The sequence below is a fragment of the Psychromonas sp. MB-3u-54 genome, from assembly GCF_002836415.1.
In the GTDB taxonomy this organism is placed as follows: Bacteria; Pseudomonadota; Gammaproteobacteria; order Enterobacterales; family Psychromonadaceae; genus Psychromonas.
In genome coordinates, this window is record NZ_PJBP01000165.1 from 38,994 (window position 1) to 53,150 (window position 14,157).

Here is a 14,157-nt window from a genome sequence, read left to right on the forward strand (position 1 = left end):
GCCAAGTCAATGAGCGTGACATTCTTTTTTTGTGAAATTTGAAATTTGAAATATAAAGGATTAAGGAAGCCTATTTTTTTGGTAATAATACAGACAGACTGGAGTAAATAAACAAGTCCTGTCATCGGATACTTTTAACATTTAATGATAAAAGAGGAATGTATGAATAAAAAAGGATTTGCACTGTTATCTGTGCTTGTAATTACCACCACCACAACGATGCTGGCGTTTTCGCAATTCCGTGATAATCATCTGCAGGAGCGAATGGCCGGTAATCAACAAAAAGAAATCAGTGCGCGACTGGCTGCAGAAAAAGGTGTTTTTGCTGCCTTTGAGCATATTAAAGAGCAACAGAAAGCAAGTATTTCAGATCCAAATATTACCTCTACAAGTATTGCACAAGGATTAGAAGCACTTGTCTCTGCGGATGAAAATCACCCTTTTAAATTGGCCGTTGATTGGGACGTTTTTGATTCTGTTAACAATACTTTTCCACTGGTAAGTACAGGCTCCTACAAGGGTGCGTTTTCATACCTAAAAACAACAATAAAAGCCAGTGAAGAGAGTGAGAGTGGAAGTAGTCTTTTTAAGGATGCGGCTACAGGCTGTCATGGAGTGACGGTAAAAAATGGCACCGTTGATAGTTATAATTCTGCGGAGGGCCCGTATGATCCAGATGCTCACGGAACAAAGGGCAGTGTAGCAACCATTGCTTCAGATGGAGATATAATCTTAGAAGGCAGTGGTGAAGTTTATGGGAATTTGACCTCTAATGGGAATATTTCCGTTACTGCGACGGTAAACGGAGATATTACAGCGGTAGGCGATATTACACTTAATAAAGTGGAAACAACGGGTGGTATTTACGCAGGTGGTAATTTAGCAATGGATACTGTTACTGCCGCATCGGGGAACAAAATTACCGTTGAGGGAAATATAAACGATAATAAGAAAAAAAGTACGATAGACGCCACCGTGACTTATGGAGGAAGCTCTAATATTGTTGGAACGCAATCAGCTAGTATTGCTACTCCCGATACTGATTTGGGTGACTGTGATCCGCTTAATATAGTGACTAATATGCCAACAACCGATCCTGAGAACCTGAATAACAATGCCGATATAGCGGGAAAGTCCTTTACTTTTGGGGAGGAATCCAGTGAAGAGCAGGTTTGTAGTGGTAATGGTAATAAAAAATCATGTCGTTATGAACCTAACACCCTTGAGACTGCTGATATTGTCTTGTTTGATGATACAAATACAACACCTGTTTACTTTTTTGATGAACTCACCGTAAGCAGGCAAACCATTACCGTTGATGGCGATGTTACTCTCTATGTACAAGGTAATATAACCACTCAGAATGCCACATTCGTCCTAGCTGATAACAGCAGTTCATTAACCATATTGAGTGCTAGTCACATTGATATAGGCTCTAATACCACTACTGTTTTTGCAGATGGCGTTTATAACGACGGTAACGCACTGAGAATTAATGAAGACGGTGAAGTTCCTCTGACCATCTATTCATCTTATGCAAGCGAAACGGATGACGATATAGCCTTAGCCGTAACCAGTAATGCGGATATCTATGCAAAGGTTTATGCGCCACTGGGTAATGTATCGTTAACAGGAGGAGGCAATATTATGGGGGCGGTACGTGGTAACACAGTCACATTTAATTCCAGTGCGGGGCAAATCCATTACGATCAAGCTCTTGCCCATATAAATGATATTCCGGATGGAAATAGCGGTGAAGCGACAACCAAATACGCCTCTGTGTATTACTATTATCCTGAACCTGGCGAGTAATGCATTGCCGATAAGCGTAAATAAACCGGGCCTTGTTAACATTTAATTAATGGACCGATTTAACCTTAAAGTGCAGAACCATTAAGCAGCCGGCCTATGTGCCGTCCTTAATTTTGCTGTTTGTGCTGATTAGGTATCGACATGCTTAAACTAGCATAGTTGCCAGCGCTCTTGCCAATGACCAAATCAATCTCTCAATAAGCAATTCTACTTCAACCACTTGTGGTTGCCCATCAATATTAATACGGCATTTTATAAATTCTTTCCTGCTTGCTATCTCAACTAGGTGATGGGTGAATTTTTCCGTTGAAGTTAAAGTCGATAAATTTAATGACTTATTTTCATATTACTGGCTTTAGAATTTGCGTTGTACTGTTAATTTTTGAGCCATTTTAATGCGGTAACCACTCTCATTTTGATCATTTAATGACCATATTGGTCATTAAATGATCGATTTGATCACATTAATTTGTTTTTTTATTTTATTTTGACTCAAAATAATTTTGTTTTGATTAAAAAGTATACTGTTAAGAACCTGAATCTGGCATACTTATCCACAGTCTAATCGTTTATCTGTTTTCATTTCATCATTGCATCCCTTGCCGAAGAAAAATCGATTAGCATCTATTTATAGCAAAATAAATAAAATTATATTCTGAATTAATAGGTGGGGATACCCCTTTAAATTAACAGTTGAACTATTTGTATCTGTTTTACAATGTGATTACTTGATTACTTGATTACTTGATTACTTGATTACTTGATTATTTCTTTTGATATCAACTGTTTATTTTTTCTGCCTCTTCAGTTAAGCACTTATTCTTTGAATCAAAGTGTTGAAAATTTACAGTTTTAAAAATTAATAATAATGGCATTAATGTGTTGATCAAAATAACCGTCATGCCAAAACCAATAAGAACTTTCCTGCAGTTAGTACAATTTTTACCTTTAAATAAACCTTACTGCTAAAAGTATTATTGACTATAGCCCCATGATAGTAAACGGGAGGAGGAAGGTATGAAACAAAAAGGGTTTGTACTGGTATCTGTGCTTGTCATCACGACTATCAGCACTATGCTGGCATTTTCGCAATTCCGTGATAATCATCTGCAGGAGCGGATGGCCGGTAACCACCATAAAGGAATCAGTGCGCGGCATGCTGCAGAGCAGGGGGTTTTTGATGCCTTTAAGGTTATTGAAAAGGGAGGTACAACTGAGGAGATGATCATCAAATTAAACGCTCTTGTCACTGAAAATAAAGATTACTCTTTTCCTTCGCTCGATTCTGATGGCAATATTATTGTTTTGGTAAGTACGGGTGAAGTTGGCAATGCCATTGCTTATTTAAAAGCAATACTCAAAACCAGTGAAAAGAGTGCAGAAGGCATATTTGATAATGCAGTTGTTGCCTGTGAAAGTCTGACGCTGAAAGGGCAAGGAAGCATTGATAGTTATTCTGGTGGACTTTACTCTGAATCTACATCTGACAGTAATGGTGATGTTAGTGTAAAAGGTGGCAGTAAAAACGTTAGCTTGAAAGGCAAGGGAAAAATTAAAGGTGCAATCTCAGAATATACTGGTGAATGTGATCCGCTTGTTATAGCTGATTCTGCAGATGAGGATGGAGATCCTGTTCTCGGAGAAATAAGCTTAATTGCACAACAGCTAGGAGATGACTACGATTTCAATAAGTTCGAAACAACTAAGGATTCGACTAATACGTTTGATGGCTCTATCGTTGATAGATTTATTCCGGAAACCCTGGATATTTTAGGCGAAAGTACAGATGTTTATGTGTTTGATGACTTTAAGAGTACAAAAGATAACACCATTAAAATATCAGGTGATATTACTTTCTATATACAAGGTGATATGAACATTCAAAAAACAAATTTCACCTTAGTCGGTGATAGTTCACTAACGATATATATTGCGGGAAAAATAAACATTAAAAATGATTCTAATGTTTTTACTGATAACCATGTTAGCTCTGCGTTAACGTTATACTCTTCTAGTGACTCTAGTGACGCGGTCAAGCTTCAGGGCGACGCCGATATTTATATGAACCTTTATATCCCTAATGGAAAGGTTAAATATAGTGGCAAAGGAGACATTATGGGGGCGATACGAGCAAAGGAAGTTGATATGTCCGGCCAAGGAAACATACATTACGATGAAGGTCTGGCTGATCTTGAAACTAGCGGCAACGGTGAAGCTAAAATCTCATATTGTGCTCTTTATTATTACTATCCGAAAGATAACGAGACCCCGGAGATTTTGGATGCTGCGGCATACAGCGATTACTGCGAAGGCACAGTCGAAGACGTGGACGATGGAGACGACAAGGATAAGAAAGATAAAGACAAGAAAGATAAAGACAAGAAAGATAAAGACAAAAAGGACTGAGGTTATTACGGATACTAATGCTAGAGTACTGAGCCTACTGTAGCCCATATGTTGATAGTTATATGCTTAGTATAAGCGATCTCTAAGGGTGCAAAACAAACTGTGTCAATGCCCGTTAGAGATCGGGGCGATAACTGAGGGTGTAAAACAAACTGTGTCAATGCCCTGTAGATATGGGGAGCTAACTGCCCCTCAAATGACATCTTGGACTTCTGAAAAGTGATACTTTTTTGAAGTTTATTGATCTTAGCGTAATAACCCTCTGGTATTTTCATTCAAGCCTAGTTGCCAGAAACAAGAAAAATTTGCCCAGTAAATACCGCATTTTAAAATTTTTATTATCTCTTAATAGTAAGTAAATTCTTGACTATTATCTGCGGTGATCTTTGCTGTTTTTTCTGATTTATTACCGACAAGCTGAAACTAGCATAGTGACCAGTGCCTTACCAATACCTAAACCTAAACCTAAACCTAAACCAATCTCCCACTTGTGCCTGCTGATCGTTGATTTTTTAATCAAACAACCATTTTTACCTGTATCATGAGGGAGCTCACCGCTAATAGTAGACTGACTATATTCATTTTCATTTTGACTTTGACTTGTTTTCTTTAGTGCATAAATCTGGCATTCTTATGTTCATTTATGGAGACTGAGCGATTAGCATATATTTAGCCGCGCGTTTTTCTCAAGTTATGCACTTGTTATTTGAATATAAGAGATGAAAGTATGAAACAAAAAGGATTTGTACTGGTATCCGTGCTTGTAATCACGACTATCACCACTATGTTGGCATTTTCGCAACTCAAAACTAATAGTCTGCAGGAGCGGATGGCCGGCAATCAACAAAAAGAAATCAATGCGCGGTTGGCTGCAGAACAAAATATTTTTGATGCTTTTGACGCTATTGCGATGGGAAATACAACCAAATTAAACACTTTTATCTCTAAGATTAATACAGATCCAGAGCTTGATGATGTGATCAATTTAGATTTTGATTCTTCTGGCAATATTTTTGCCTTGGAAAGTACGGGAGAATTTGGCGGTGCTACTGCTTATTTAAAGGCAGTTATCAAAGGTACAGAAGGAGATGCAATCATTGCTTGTGAGAGTGTCAATGTATCGGGAAATGGACACATTAAAGGCGATGTAACTGTTATCGAAGGGAATGCTACTTTTAGCGGAAATGGATCTATTGCAGGGTATGTTACAGCTTCTGGGAGTGTAACTGGGGTACCGGAAGATCATTACAGCGTAATATCAAGGGCAGAGCTTGGTGAATGTGATCCGCTTGGTGTAACTACTTTGGTAACGGGCATCGCAACAACAGGTGATACTACCCGTACAAATTATAATAGTAGTGATGTTTTTTCGGATGGAAATGTTTATGTTTATGATGATTTTGACATAAAAAACAATGATATTGTAATAACGGGTGATGTAACCCTTTATATAAAAAATAATATGACCACAAAAAAAACAATATTTACTCGAAATAATACATCCAGCTCCTTAACAATATACATTGAAGGAACAATAAGTGTTGATACCGGCAGTAATATTTTTGCCGATCAGTCTGTTAGTGCTAATGGCAAAACCCCGTTAACAGTATACTCCTCTAATGACACAGATGATGCGGTGACCCTTAGTGGTAACGGCGAGATTTATATGAACCTTTATGCGCCTTTGGGAACCATTGCTTACAATGGGAATGGAAATATTATGGGAGCGCTACGCGGAGAAGTTGTTGATATTTCCGGAAATGGGGGCATATATTACGATCAAGGTCTTGGCGCCCCAGCCTCATACTGTGCTATTTATTATTATTATCCGAAAGATACGGATATTTTGAATGCTGCGGACTACATCAACTACTGCGGAGGCAGTGAAGATAGCGAAGTTATTGTCCAGCCCTTATTCTGCGGATACAGCCCGCGCAGCTATGATGACCAATACAGCGAATTCCAAGGAGCAGCAGCGGAGGCAGCGACCGCCGTCGCAACAGCGGCAGCGGCAGCGAAGACCGCAGTAGATTTAGCGGCAGCGGAGGCAATACGAATAGCGGGGCTAAGCACGGCGGCAGAGAGAACGATAGTAACAGCGGCGGTAGCCTACGAGGCCGCCAGAATGACACGCTGTACCGCGTATGCGGCAGCATCGGAGACAAGATGGGCAGCATCAGCGGCAGCAGCGGCAACGGTAGCCGCAACGGCAGCGACTGCCTTGGGGGTAGCGGAGGCCGCAAATGCAACGGATGCAGTGAAAACTGTGACGCTAGCGATCGTGACAGCAGCGAAAATAGCTGCAGCAGCGCCGATAAAAGCAGTCTCAATAGCGGCAACGGCGGCAGCGAAAGCTGTCGATGTAGCGGCAGCCGCGGCATATAATGCGGTAGTAACAGCCGCCGCCGCGGCAATAGAGGTCACTGCGACAACGGATGCAACTGCGAAAGCTGCATTGGTAAAAGCAACCGCGGATGCGGCGACAGCGGAGGCCACGGCGGTAGCTGCAAGGTTAGTGGATCAAACTGCAGCGGATGCGAAAGCTAAATCGGATAAAATCTTGGAGGTAGCGGCAGCAAGAAAGGCAGCACTAAAGGAGATAGATAGATTGAAAGCAATAGTGTTAGCGGAAGCTGCAGGTACCTCGACAACGACAAGTACTATCCCAACTAGTACTCGTTACCAAAATAAGAATTTCTGGACGACTACGGATATTAAGGTCATTACTACCGTTGACAATAACGGTAGTACAATTGAGCAAATCACGATTACTAAGTTGATTTCTTATAAAAAAGGAGTTGTTACGGGAACTACGACGACAACGAGATCAGTTGATGAGAATGGTAATGAGACGGTTACTACTAGTTAACAGGTACTAATGCTAATAATACCAGCAGCTAAGCATAAATTAACAAGGCCTGATCAGGCCTTGTTAACATTTAATCAAAGCTTTATTTGCTATCAGCATTCCACGCAGTTTTTTTAAGGCTTTCCCCTGATTGACCACTTTCCAGGCTAAATATAAGGGAACAGCCGGCCGGGCAGGGGTGATCTGCAGTTCAATTAACTGGCCGTTTTGTAAAAATTCCTGAATACGACAACGCGGTAAAAACCCGCAGCCGACGCCCGCTATCTGCGCCCTGATTTTATAGTCCATACTGGGTACATAAAAATACTTATCTTCACTGATCACCGATTGCGTCTGTGCTATCCAGTTGCGCGCCGTATCGTGGGCAACCACCGCACGGTACTGGGCAATCACAGTATTATTTAACGGCTGCGTTTCTTTGGCTAAAGGGTGAGTCGGGCTGATGGCAAAAACCGGTTCAAAATCACAAAGATGCAGCGTTTGTATGCCTTTTTGCTTGGGTATCGGACCGGGTACACCGATAATCATATCAATTTTATCCTCTGCTAATGCCTCCCAGGCACCGTTGAGGACCTCTTCGCTGATATCCATTTCGATATTCGGGCAGGCCGTTAAAAAATCATTAAAGACAGAAAAAATAACGTTGATTTGTAAAATAGAATCGATGGCAATATTGAGCTTGGGCTCCCAGCCGTTGGCGATAGTTTGCGTTTTTACCGTGAGTCGCTCAACCGCCTCAAGGATCACTCGCCCCTCGTTAAGCAGGTTTTTGCCCGCCGGGGTGAGTACCGAACGCCTGCCCTGTTTTTGGAATATGGTGACCTGCAGCTGCTCTTCTAATTTTTGCACTATATAGGAGAGCGCCGAGGGAACCTTATTAAGCTGCTCGGCTGCAGCGGCATAGCTGCCGCGTTTTTCAATCGCATCTAATACTGTAATTGCTTCAAGGGTGATGGCTGACCGCTGCATAGTAGGCTTCTTTTAGTCGGGGAAAAATAGTCGGGAAGAAGTTATCTGTTCAAATAATTTGAACAGATAGATTTTATTTTAGCGCTTATTAAATAAGAATCAATCCTTATACTTGAAGCACGTGCAGTTAGTGGAAAGTGGCAGAGCGTGGAAAGGCGGTGCAATTAAATATATTATCAGCAGACAAGCTTAGTTATTAGCCTTTTAGGGAGAGTATGCATTGGTCATAAGAGGGGAAAACTTAAACGGGGTGATGGATATTAAAGCGTTAAGTGATTAAAGAAACCCGCTCAGATTATCGGGTTTCTTTATAACGGATTGTTAATGACGTTTTTTAGCGCGCATTTTTTTCGTCTGCTGCTGCAGTTCATGATCAAATTCATCGGGGAAGAAAATCAATCCTTCATTATTCTGATTTGGAAAAACCACAATAGCGAGTTCATCTCCCTCCAGACCATGGGTCCAACGGTTATGCCATTTCGAAAGAGAAATAGATTCCGGCTTACAGTGTGACCACTCATCTGTCGCCCAGGATTCAGCAAACTCTTTATTTGGCCAAACCGGCACACAGTCCTCTTCTTCGGTATTTAGCATTACACAACCATGTTCATCAACCAGTAACCAAATTTGCCCATTATTAACGACCTCTTTGAGTAAATAGTTGTAACGCTGCTGCGCATCATATTGTTGGATTTTTTGAATCTGCTGTTTGTCTAGCACGTTACTCATTTTAAGTGTCCTGTTGATGGCTAAAAACCTTTGCCTGATGGTCAAAATTTAGTTTATGAATATTATTTGCAATGTTATATAGCCTTGTCATTTGACAGGGCATGGCCATCTTATAAGTGCGACTGCGGCTGCGCAGGATCTATTACTACTGCATTATCTAAAACCGGCACCATCACTATCGGTGGGTAGGTTTTAGTAATTGCACTGACCATTTTAATACGCGCCTCTTCGTGTTGATCATGTATGGTTTGTGCGCGCTTAAAATGCACTTCGCTGAGCCACTTGCTATAAGATATCCATTGATTGTCTTTGGTTTTATGTAAACGTGACCCGAGTGCTCCATGTTTTTCGATATTGCGATGAATTATTTCTGTCCAGCCCTCTTTAAAAGATTGCTCGCTCCCGGATTTTAGGTCCCAGCGAAAAAGTACATAGATCATGATCTCTCCAATGTTATTGTGATAGTTATCTGCAAGCTTTTTCGAAAATCAGGTTTATGTCAATAGAAAGCACGTTAACGCGTTAACTTAGGCAATATTTTTTTTATATTAAGCCCTAATCACTATGCATCTCTGGGTAGACCTTTTTCGACGGCGTTAATTAAGCGTTTTTTAAGGCGCTCATTAAATACCGGGATTTGATCCCGGTGTTGTTCAATTGCCCACTGCAGATGCTCATTTAACACCTCAGAGTGATTCTCAGCGAGTTTATTTTTTAACGCGTCGACCACTGCCTCATTGGCTGGGGCATTACCTAATGCAACGCTTATATTACGCAGCCAGCGCTGATAACCGATACGGCGAATGGGGGAACCTTCGCTATAGGTTAAAAACTCATCCTCAGTCCAATTAAATAATGCTAATAAGGATTTGTTTTGCAGCTGCTGACGAACCTGATAATCGCTTTCCTCGGTGGTATCGGCAAAACGGTTCCAGGGACAAATCAGTTGGCAATCATCACAACCGTAGATCCGGTTACCAATGGCTTTGCGAAATTCAATCGGAATGGCCCCCTGCAGTTCGATGGTCAGATAGGAGATACAGCGGCGTCCATCGACCACATAGGGGGCAACGATCGCCTGTGTCGGGCAGATTGTTAAACAGGCAACACATTTTCCGCATTTATTTTCGACGGGTTGATCAACGGGTAAAGGTAAATCAACCAGCAGTTCGCCAATAAAAAACCACGATCCGGCCTTGGCATCAATTAAAAGTGAGTGTTTGCCAACCCAGCCCAAGCCGGCCTTTTCGGCAAGGGGACGTTCCAATATTGGCGCGCTGTCAACAAAAGGACGGTAACCCAGTTCCCCAACTTCCAATTCAATCTTTTGTGCCAGCTTTTTAAGTTTTTTGCGGATCACCTTGTGGTAATCCCGGCCCAGTGCATAACGACTGATATAAGCGCTGTTTTTGTTTTTTAATGTACTGGCAAATTGGGCATTCTCCGGTAAATAATCCATGCGCACGGAAATAACCCTTAAGGTCCCGGGGAGCAGTTCATCGGGGCGGGCACGTTTCATACCGTGCTTGCTCATATATTCCATTTCGCCGTGGTAATTATTATCTAACCACGACTGTAATTTGCCTTCCTGCTGCTTTAGATCAATATCTGAGATACCCACCTTCTGGAAACCAAGCTCTTTACCCCATAATTTGATATTTTGAGATAAACTTAATAAATCGAGTGCGTTAGTGGGGTCCATTAATTTTTTTTGATTTATCATTTTAATACTTAACTCTCAGAGGGTGATCGATATGTTTAACGATCAGATAAAAACTGCTAGCAGTTTACCACATTCTTTATATCGTGCTCAGCAGATCAAAGAATTCGAAGGCGCTGCCGCAGAATTATCCGGATTCACCCTTTATGACCTGATGAAATCCGCCGGGAAGGCTTGTTATCAGGTTTTTAAAGCGCGTTTTCCGAGTGCCAGAAAAGTACTGGTTTTTACAGGTTGTGGTAATAATGGTGGCGATGGTTACATTTTTGCCGCTATGGCTAAAAATGCGGGACTCGATGTGCAGCTTTGCCAAATCGGGGATCCTGCTCATTTTTCAAATGATGCACAGCGGGCCAAAAAAACATGGCAACAAGGGCAGGGCACAATAGAAACAATCGAACAGGCAAATCTTACCAGTGCCGATGTCATTGTTGATGCGCTATTGGGAACCGGGCTCTCGGGCAGTCTGCGCAGTGAATTTAATTCTTTAATTACTAAAATCAACCAGGCGGATAAACCCGTTTTGAGTGTTGATATTCCATCGGGTCTTAATGCCGATAGCGGAGCAGTAAACCCTGTGGCGATAAAAGCACAGGCAACGGTTACCTTTGTGGGTTTAAAGCCGGGGTTATTGACCGGCGCTGCGGTGGACCATTGCGGACAATTGTATTTTTCAGGTTTAGGCATTAGCGAGCAGTTTGCAGATTTAGCGGTCAGTGACAGCACTCGAGTGTCCTATCAAGATCTGACTTATTTATTAAAAAAACGTTGCCGCAGCAGCCATAAAGGCCAATTTGGTAAAACCTTAATCATAGGCGGTAATATAGGTATGCCCGGTGCGGTACGGTTAGCGGCAGAATCTGCCCTGCGCAGCGGTTCGGGACTCGTCAAAGTACTTACCCGTTTCGATAATCAAACGGCGGTTATTGCCGGGCGTCCGGAACTGATGCTGCAATCTTTTTCTGAAAATTGCGCTCCGCAGGATCTGTTTGGCGATTGGCCCACGGCACTGGTAATCGGCCCCGGGCTGGGGTTAGATTCTTGGGCGCAGGGGTTATTCGCGAGGGTAATAAGCGCTGAGTTGAACTGTGTGGTGGACGCCGATGCATTAACTTTATTAGCGCGCAAACCTGTGAATAAAGATAATTGGATTTTAACGCCGCATCCCGGTGAAGCGTCTAAATTACTCGGCGCTTCTGTTGCTGAAATTGAAATGGATCGCTTTAGTGCGGTGCGCCGGTTACAAGCCATTTATGGTGGAATTGTGATTTTAAAGGGGGCCGGAACCTTGATTTGTGATGGAAATAGAATATTTGTAGCAAATGTAGGCAATCCTGGGATGGCAAGTGGTGGCATGGGTGATGTGCTTTCTGGTATTATAGGCGGTCTGTTAGCACAAGGTTTAAATTCGCTTGATGCTGCAAGGCTTGCGGTCTGCATTCATGGTGATGCAGCTGACCTGGCTACGCAGCAAGGCGAGCGTGGATTATTGGCCAGTGATCTGTTCTCTTATATTAGGAAGTTAGTCAATCCATGAAGTTAAATTTTTTTAAAGAAGAATTAGTCGATGCCGAGCAGACTGTTGCTTTTGGCGGGCGTTTAAGCGCGGCTTGTGAACAACCTGTCTGTATCTATTTACACGGCGACTTGGGCGCGGGAAAAACCACCTTAGCCCGCGGTTTTATTCAGGGGTTAGGGCATATCGGAAATGTAAAAAGTCCGACTTATACGTTAGTTGAACCCTATGAATTGGCAGACTGGCAAGTGTATCATTTTGATTTATACCGTTTGGGAGATCCCGAAGAGTTGGAATTTATGGGGATTCGTGATTATTTTAGCGCAACAAGCCATTGTTTAGTTGAATGGTCTGAGCGGGGAGAGGGGGTTTTACCTCCTCCTGATATCGACTTAACATTACGCTATGTCGATCAGCAAAGAATCATCGAATTACAGGCTAACACAGAGGTTGGACAGCGAGTTTTAAATAAATTATGAAATTAACATCCAGATTTTTTATACGCTTGGTTTTTTTGTCCGCACTGCTTATGCAGGGTTTTTTTACTATTGCCACGGCCACGGCAGCGCCAACAAACCAATTAAATGCGCTGCGCACTTGGCCTTCACCGAATAATACCCGTGTTGTATTAGAATTTTTGCATAAACCCAGCTATAAAATTCATTATTTAAAATACCCGGATCGACTGGTCATCGATCTTGAGTCAACCTCAATGGCCGTTGATTTAAGCAAAATTAAGCATACGGGCCCATTGGTTAATAATCTTCGCGAAAGTGCCAGTAAATCGAAAAACAGCTATCGGGTAGTGGTCGATTTGAATAAAGCCAGTCAGGCTAAAATATTTGTTTTGCCGAAGGCCAAGCCCTATGGTCACCGTCTGGTTGTTGACTTACCGCATAATCAACTAAGCACTGAAACAGAGATTAAACCAAAACAACCGGCACAAGGGCGCAATATTATTATTGCGATTGATGCCGGGCATGGAGGGGATGATCCCGGTGCATTGGGCCGCTACAGTTATGAAAAAAAAATAACCCTGCAGATAGCTAAACGCTTACTGAAAAAAATTAATCACCAGGTTGGGATGAGCGCTTTTTTAATTCGTGAAGGTGATTATTTTGTGGGCCTGCATCAACGTACGGCCATTGCACGTAAAGGTGAAGCTGATTTTCTGGTATCCATTCATGCCGATGGATTTACTTCCGCTCGCCCGCGAGGCGCATCGGTTTTAGTCTTATCAAAAAGACGAGCGACCACGGAGCAGGGCCGCTGGATGGAAAATAATGAAGCACATTCCGAGTTGATCGGTGGTGCGGGTAAAATGATGCAGGGTTCGAGCAACCTGCCTTATCTGCAAAAAATGGTCTTAGATATGTCCATGGGTAACTCCATGGCGGTCGGTTATAAGGTTGGCTATCGGGTTGTTCAGGAATTAAAAAAAGTGACCCCTTTACACCAGGCGGCACCGGTTCACGCTAGCCTTGCGGTGTTAAAGTCCCCTGATATTCCTTCTATCTTAGTGGAAGCCGGTTTTATTACTAACCGCACTGAAGAGAGGTTGTTAAACCAAGCCGCGCATCAAAATAAAATTACCAATGCGGTGTTCAACGGTATTTATAAACATTTTGCTCAATCTCCTCCGCAAAATACATTATTTGCGCAAAAAAAACGTGTTATCAAACATACGGTACGCAGTGGCGAATCCTTATCAATACTGGCTGAACGTTATAGCGTAAGCCTGAACAGCTTGAAGACATACAATAATTTAAGCTCAAGTTCTCTGCTTGTAGATCAGGTCTTAAATATACCGCCCAATTATAAGTTGGCTATCCCACCGGAACCGCCTAAGCAGTTTGTTCGTACTCAGCAACCGCCACGTGTTCACCGTGTAACCCGTGGAGAGGCTTTATCCGTGATTGCGGCCGAATACAACACCACGACTGAAACGCTTAAAACCTTTAATCATCTCAGGTCAACTTCATTGCGGGTGGGACAAAAAATAAATATTCCGGGATCTTATGTTAAAACGCCCGTGGTTCGAGCGGCAAGTGTTCATAAGGTAGGCCGTGGAGAAGCTTTATCCGTGATTGCGGATCAATATGGCACTACGACTGACACCCTTAAAAGCTTTAATAA

Annotated in this window: 10 protein-coding genes; 6 read left to right on the forward strand and 4 right to left on the reverse strand. The window is 42.3% G+C overall.

Annotated elements, in window-relative coordinates; genetic code table 11:
* Positions 1 to 162: 162 nt before the first annotated feature.
* The 3 genes from CXF72_RS12490 (at position 163) to CXF72_RS12505 (ending at position 7,087) form a co-directional block, all read left to right on the forward strand.
* The gene (locus CXF72_RS12490; protein WP_101039342.1) at positions 163 to 1,812 is read left to right on the forward strand and encodes a pilus assembly PilX N-terminal domain-containing protein; all 1,650 of its coding nucleotides are present in this window, start codon (positions 163 to 165) and stop codon (positions 1,810 to 1,812) included.
* Between the two features lie 1,017 nt (positions 1,813 to 2,829).
* On the forward strand, positions 2,830 to 4,218 hold the full coding sequence (locus CXF72_RS19385) for a pilus assembly PilX family protein (RefSeq protein ID WP_157823255.1): 1,389 nt from the start codon (positions 2,830 to 2,832) through the stop codon (positions 4,216 to 4,218).
* A 727-nt stretch (positions 4,219 to 4,945) separates the two neighbouring features.
* Positions 4,946 to 7,087 (forward strand): pilus assembly PilX family protein, encoded by a 2,142-nt coding sequence (locus CXF72_RS12505; protein WP_101039344.1) that lies wholly within the window; start codon positions 4,946 to 4,948, stop codon positions 7,085 to 7,087.
* A gap of 63 nt (positions 7,088 to 7,150) precedes the next feature.
* Here CXF72_RS12505 and CXF72_RS12510 read toward each other — a convergent pair whose 3' ends face one another.
* The 4 genes from CXF72_RS12510 to queG all read right to left on the reverse strand — a co-directional run bounded on the left by CXF72_RS12510 (position 7,151) and on the right by queG (position 10,508).
* Positions 7,151 to 8,056 carry a LysR family transcriptional regulator gene (locus tag CXF72_RS12510; protein ID WP_101039345.1) on the reverse strand — a complete coding sequence of 302 codons (906 nt, stop codon included), beginning with the start codon at positions 8,054 to 8,056 and terminating at the stop codon, positions 7,151 to 7,153.
* A 321-nt stretch (positions 8,057 to 8,377) separates the two neighbouring features.
* Positions 8,378 to 8,785 carry a DUF2750 domain-containing protein gene (locus CXF72_RS12515; RefSeq protein WP_101039346.1) on the reverse strand — a complete coding sequence of 136 codons (408 nt, stop codon included), beginning with the start codon at positions 8,783 to 8,785 and terminating at the stop codon, positions 8,378 to 8,380.
* A gap of 110 nt (positions 8,786 to 8,895) precedes the next feature.
* Positions 8,896 to 9,225 carry an antibiotic biosynthesis monooxygenase family protein gene (locus tag CXF72_RS12520; protein WP_101039347.1) on the reverse strand — a complete coding sequence of 110 codons (330 nt, stop codon included), beginning with the start codon at positions 9,223 to 9,225 and terminating at the stop codon, positions 8,896 to 8,898.
* Positions 9,226 to 9,347: 122 nt separating this feature from the next.
* Entirely contained in the window at positions 9,348 to 10,508 is a 1,161-nt protein-coding gene (gene queG / locus CXF72_RS12525) for a tRNA epoxyqueuosine(34) reductase QueG (protein WP_101039348.1), read from the reverse strand.
* A gap of 31 nt (positions 10,509 to 10,539) precedes the next feature.
* Between queG and CXF72_RS12530 the strand changes: the two genes are divergently transcribed.
* The 3 genes from CXF72_RS12530 to CXF72_RS12540 all read left to right on the forward strand — a co-directional run.
* On the forward strand, positions 10,540 to 12,042 hold the full coding sequence (locus CXF72_RS12530; protein WP_101039349.1) for an NAD(P)H-hydrate dehydratase: 1,503 nt from the start codon (positions 10,540 to 10,542) through the stop codon (positions 12,040 to 12,042).
* Positions 12,039 to 12,500 carry a tRNA (adenosine(37)-N6)-threonylcarbamoyltransferase complex ATPase subunit type 1 TsaE gene (gene tsaE, locus CXF72_RS12535; RefSeq protein WP_101039350.1) on the forward strand — a complete coding sequence of 154 codons (462 nt, stop codon included), beginning with the start codon at positions 12,039 to 12,041 and terminating at the stop codon, positions 12,498 to 12,500. Before CXF72_RS12530 ends, tsaE begins: the two co-directional genes overlap by 4 nt.
* Before the next feature lie 35 nt (positions 12,501 to 12,535).
* The coding region (locus CXF72_RS12540; protein ID WP_198552588.1) for an N-acetylmuramoyl-L-alanine amidase at positions 12,536 to 14,157 on the forward strand (1,622 nt) is incomplete at its 3' end.

Excerpts from the sequence above, each read along its gene's own strand:
- CXF72_RS12490 (WP_101039342.1), top strand. The coding sequence starts at position 163 with ATGAATAAAAAAGGATTTGCACTGTTATCTGTGCTTGTAATTACCACC.
- CXF72_RS19385 (WP_157823255.1), top strand. The coding sequence starts at position 2,830 with ATGAAACAAAAAGGGTTTGTACTGGTATCTGTGCTTGTCATCACGACT.
- CXF72_RS12505 (WP_101039344.1), top strand. The coding sequence starts at position 4,946 with ATGAAACAAAAAGGATTTGTACTGGTATCCGTGCTTGTAATCACGACT.
- CXF72_RS12510 (WP_101039345.1), bottom strand. The coding sequence starts at position 8,056 with ATGCAGCGGTCAGCCATCACCCTTGAAGCAATTACAGTATTAGATGCG.
- CXF72_RS12515 (WP_101039346.1), bottom strand. The coding sequence starts at position 8,785 with ATGAGTAACGTGCTAGACAAACAGCAGATTCAAAAAATCCAACAATAT.
- CXF72_RS12520 (WP_101039347.1), bottom strand. The coding sequence starts at position 9,225 with ATGATCTATGTACTTTTTCGCTGGGACCTAAAATCCGGGAGCGAGCAA.
- queG (WP_101039348.1), bottom strand. The coding sequence starts at position 10,508 with ATGATAAATCAAAAAAAATTAATGGACCCCACTAACGCACTCGATTTA.
- CXF72_RS12530 (WP_101039349.1), top strand. The coding sequence starts at position 10,540 with ATGTTTAACGATCAGATAAAAACTGCTAGCAGTTTACCACATTCTTTA.
- tsaE (WP_101039350.1), top strand. The coding sequence starts at position 12,039 with ATGAAGTTAAATTTTTTTAAAGAAGAATTAGTCGATGCCGAGCAGACT.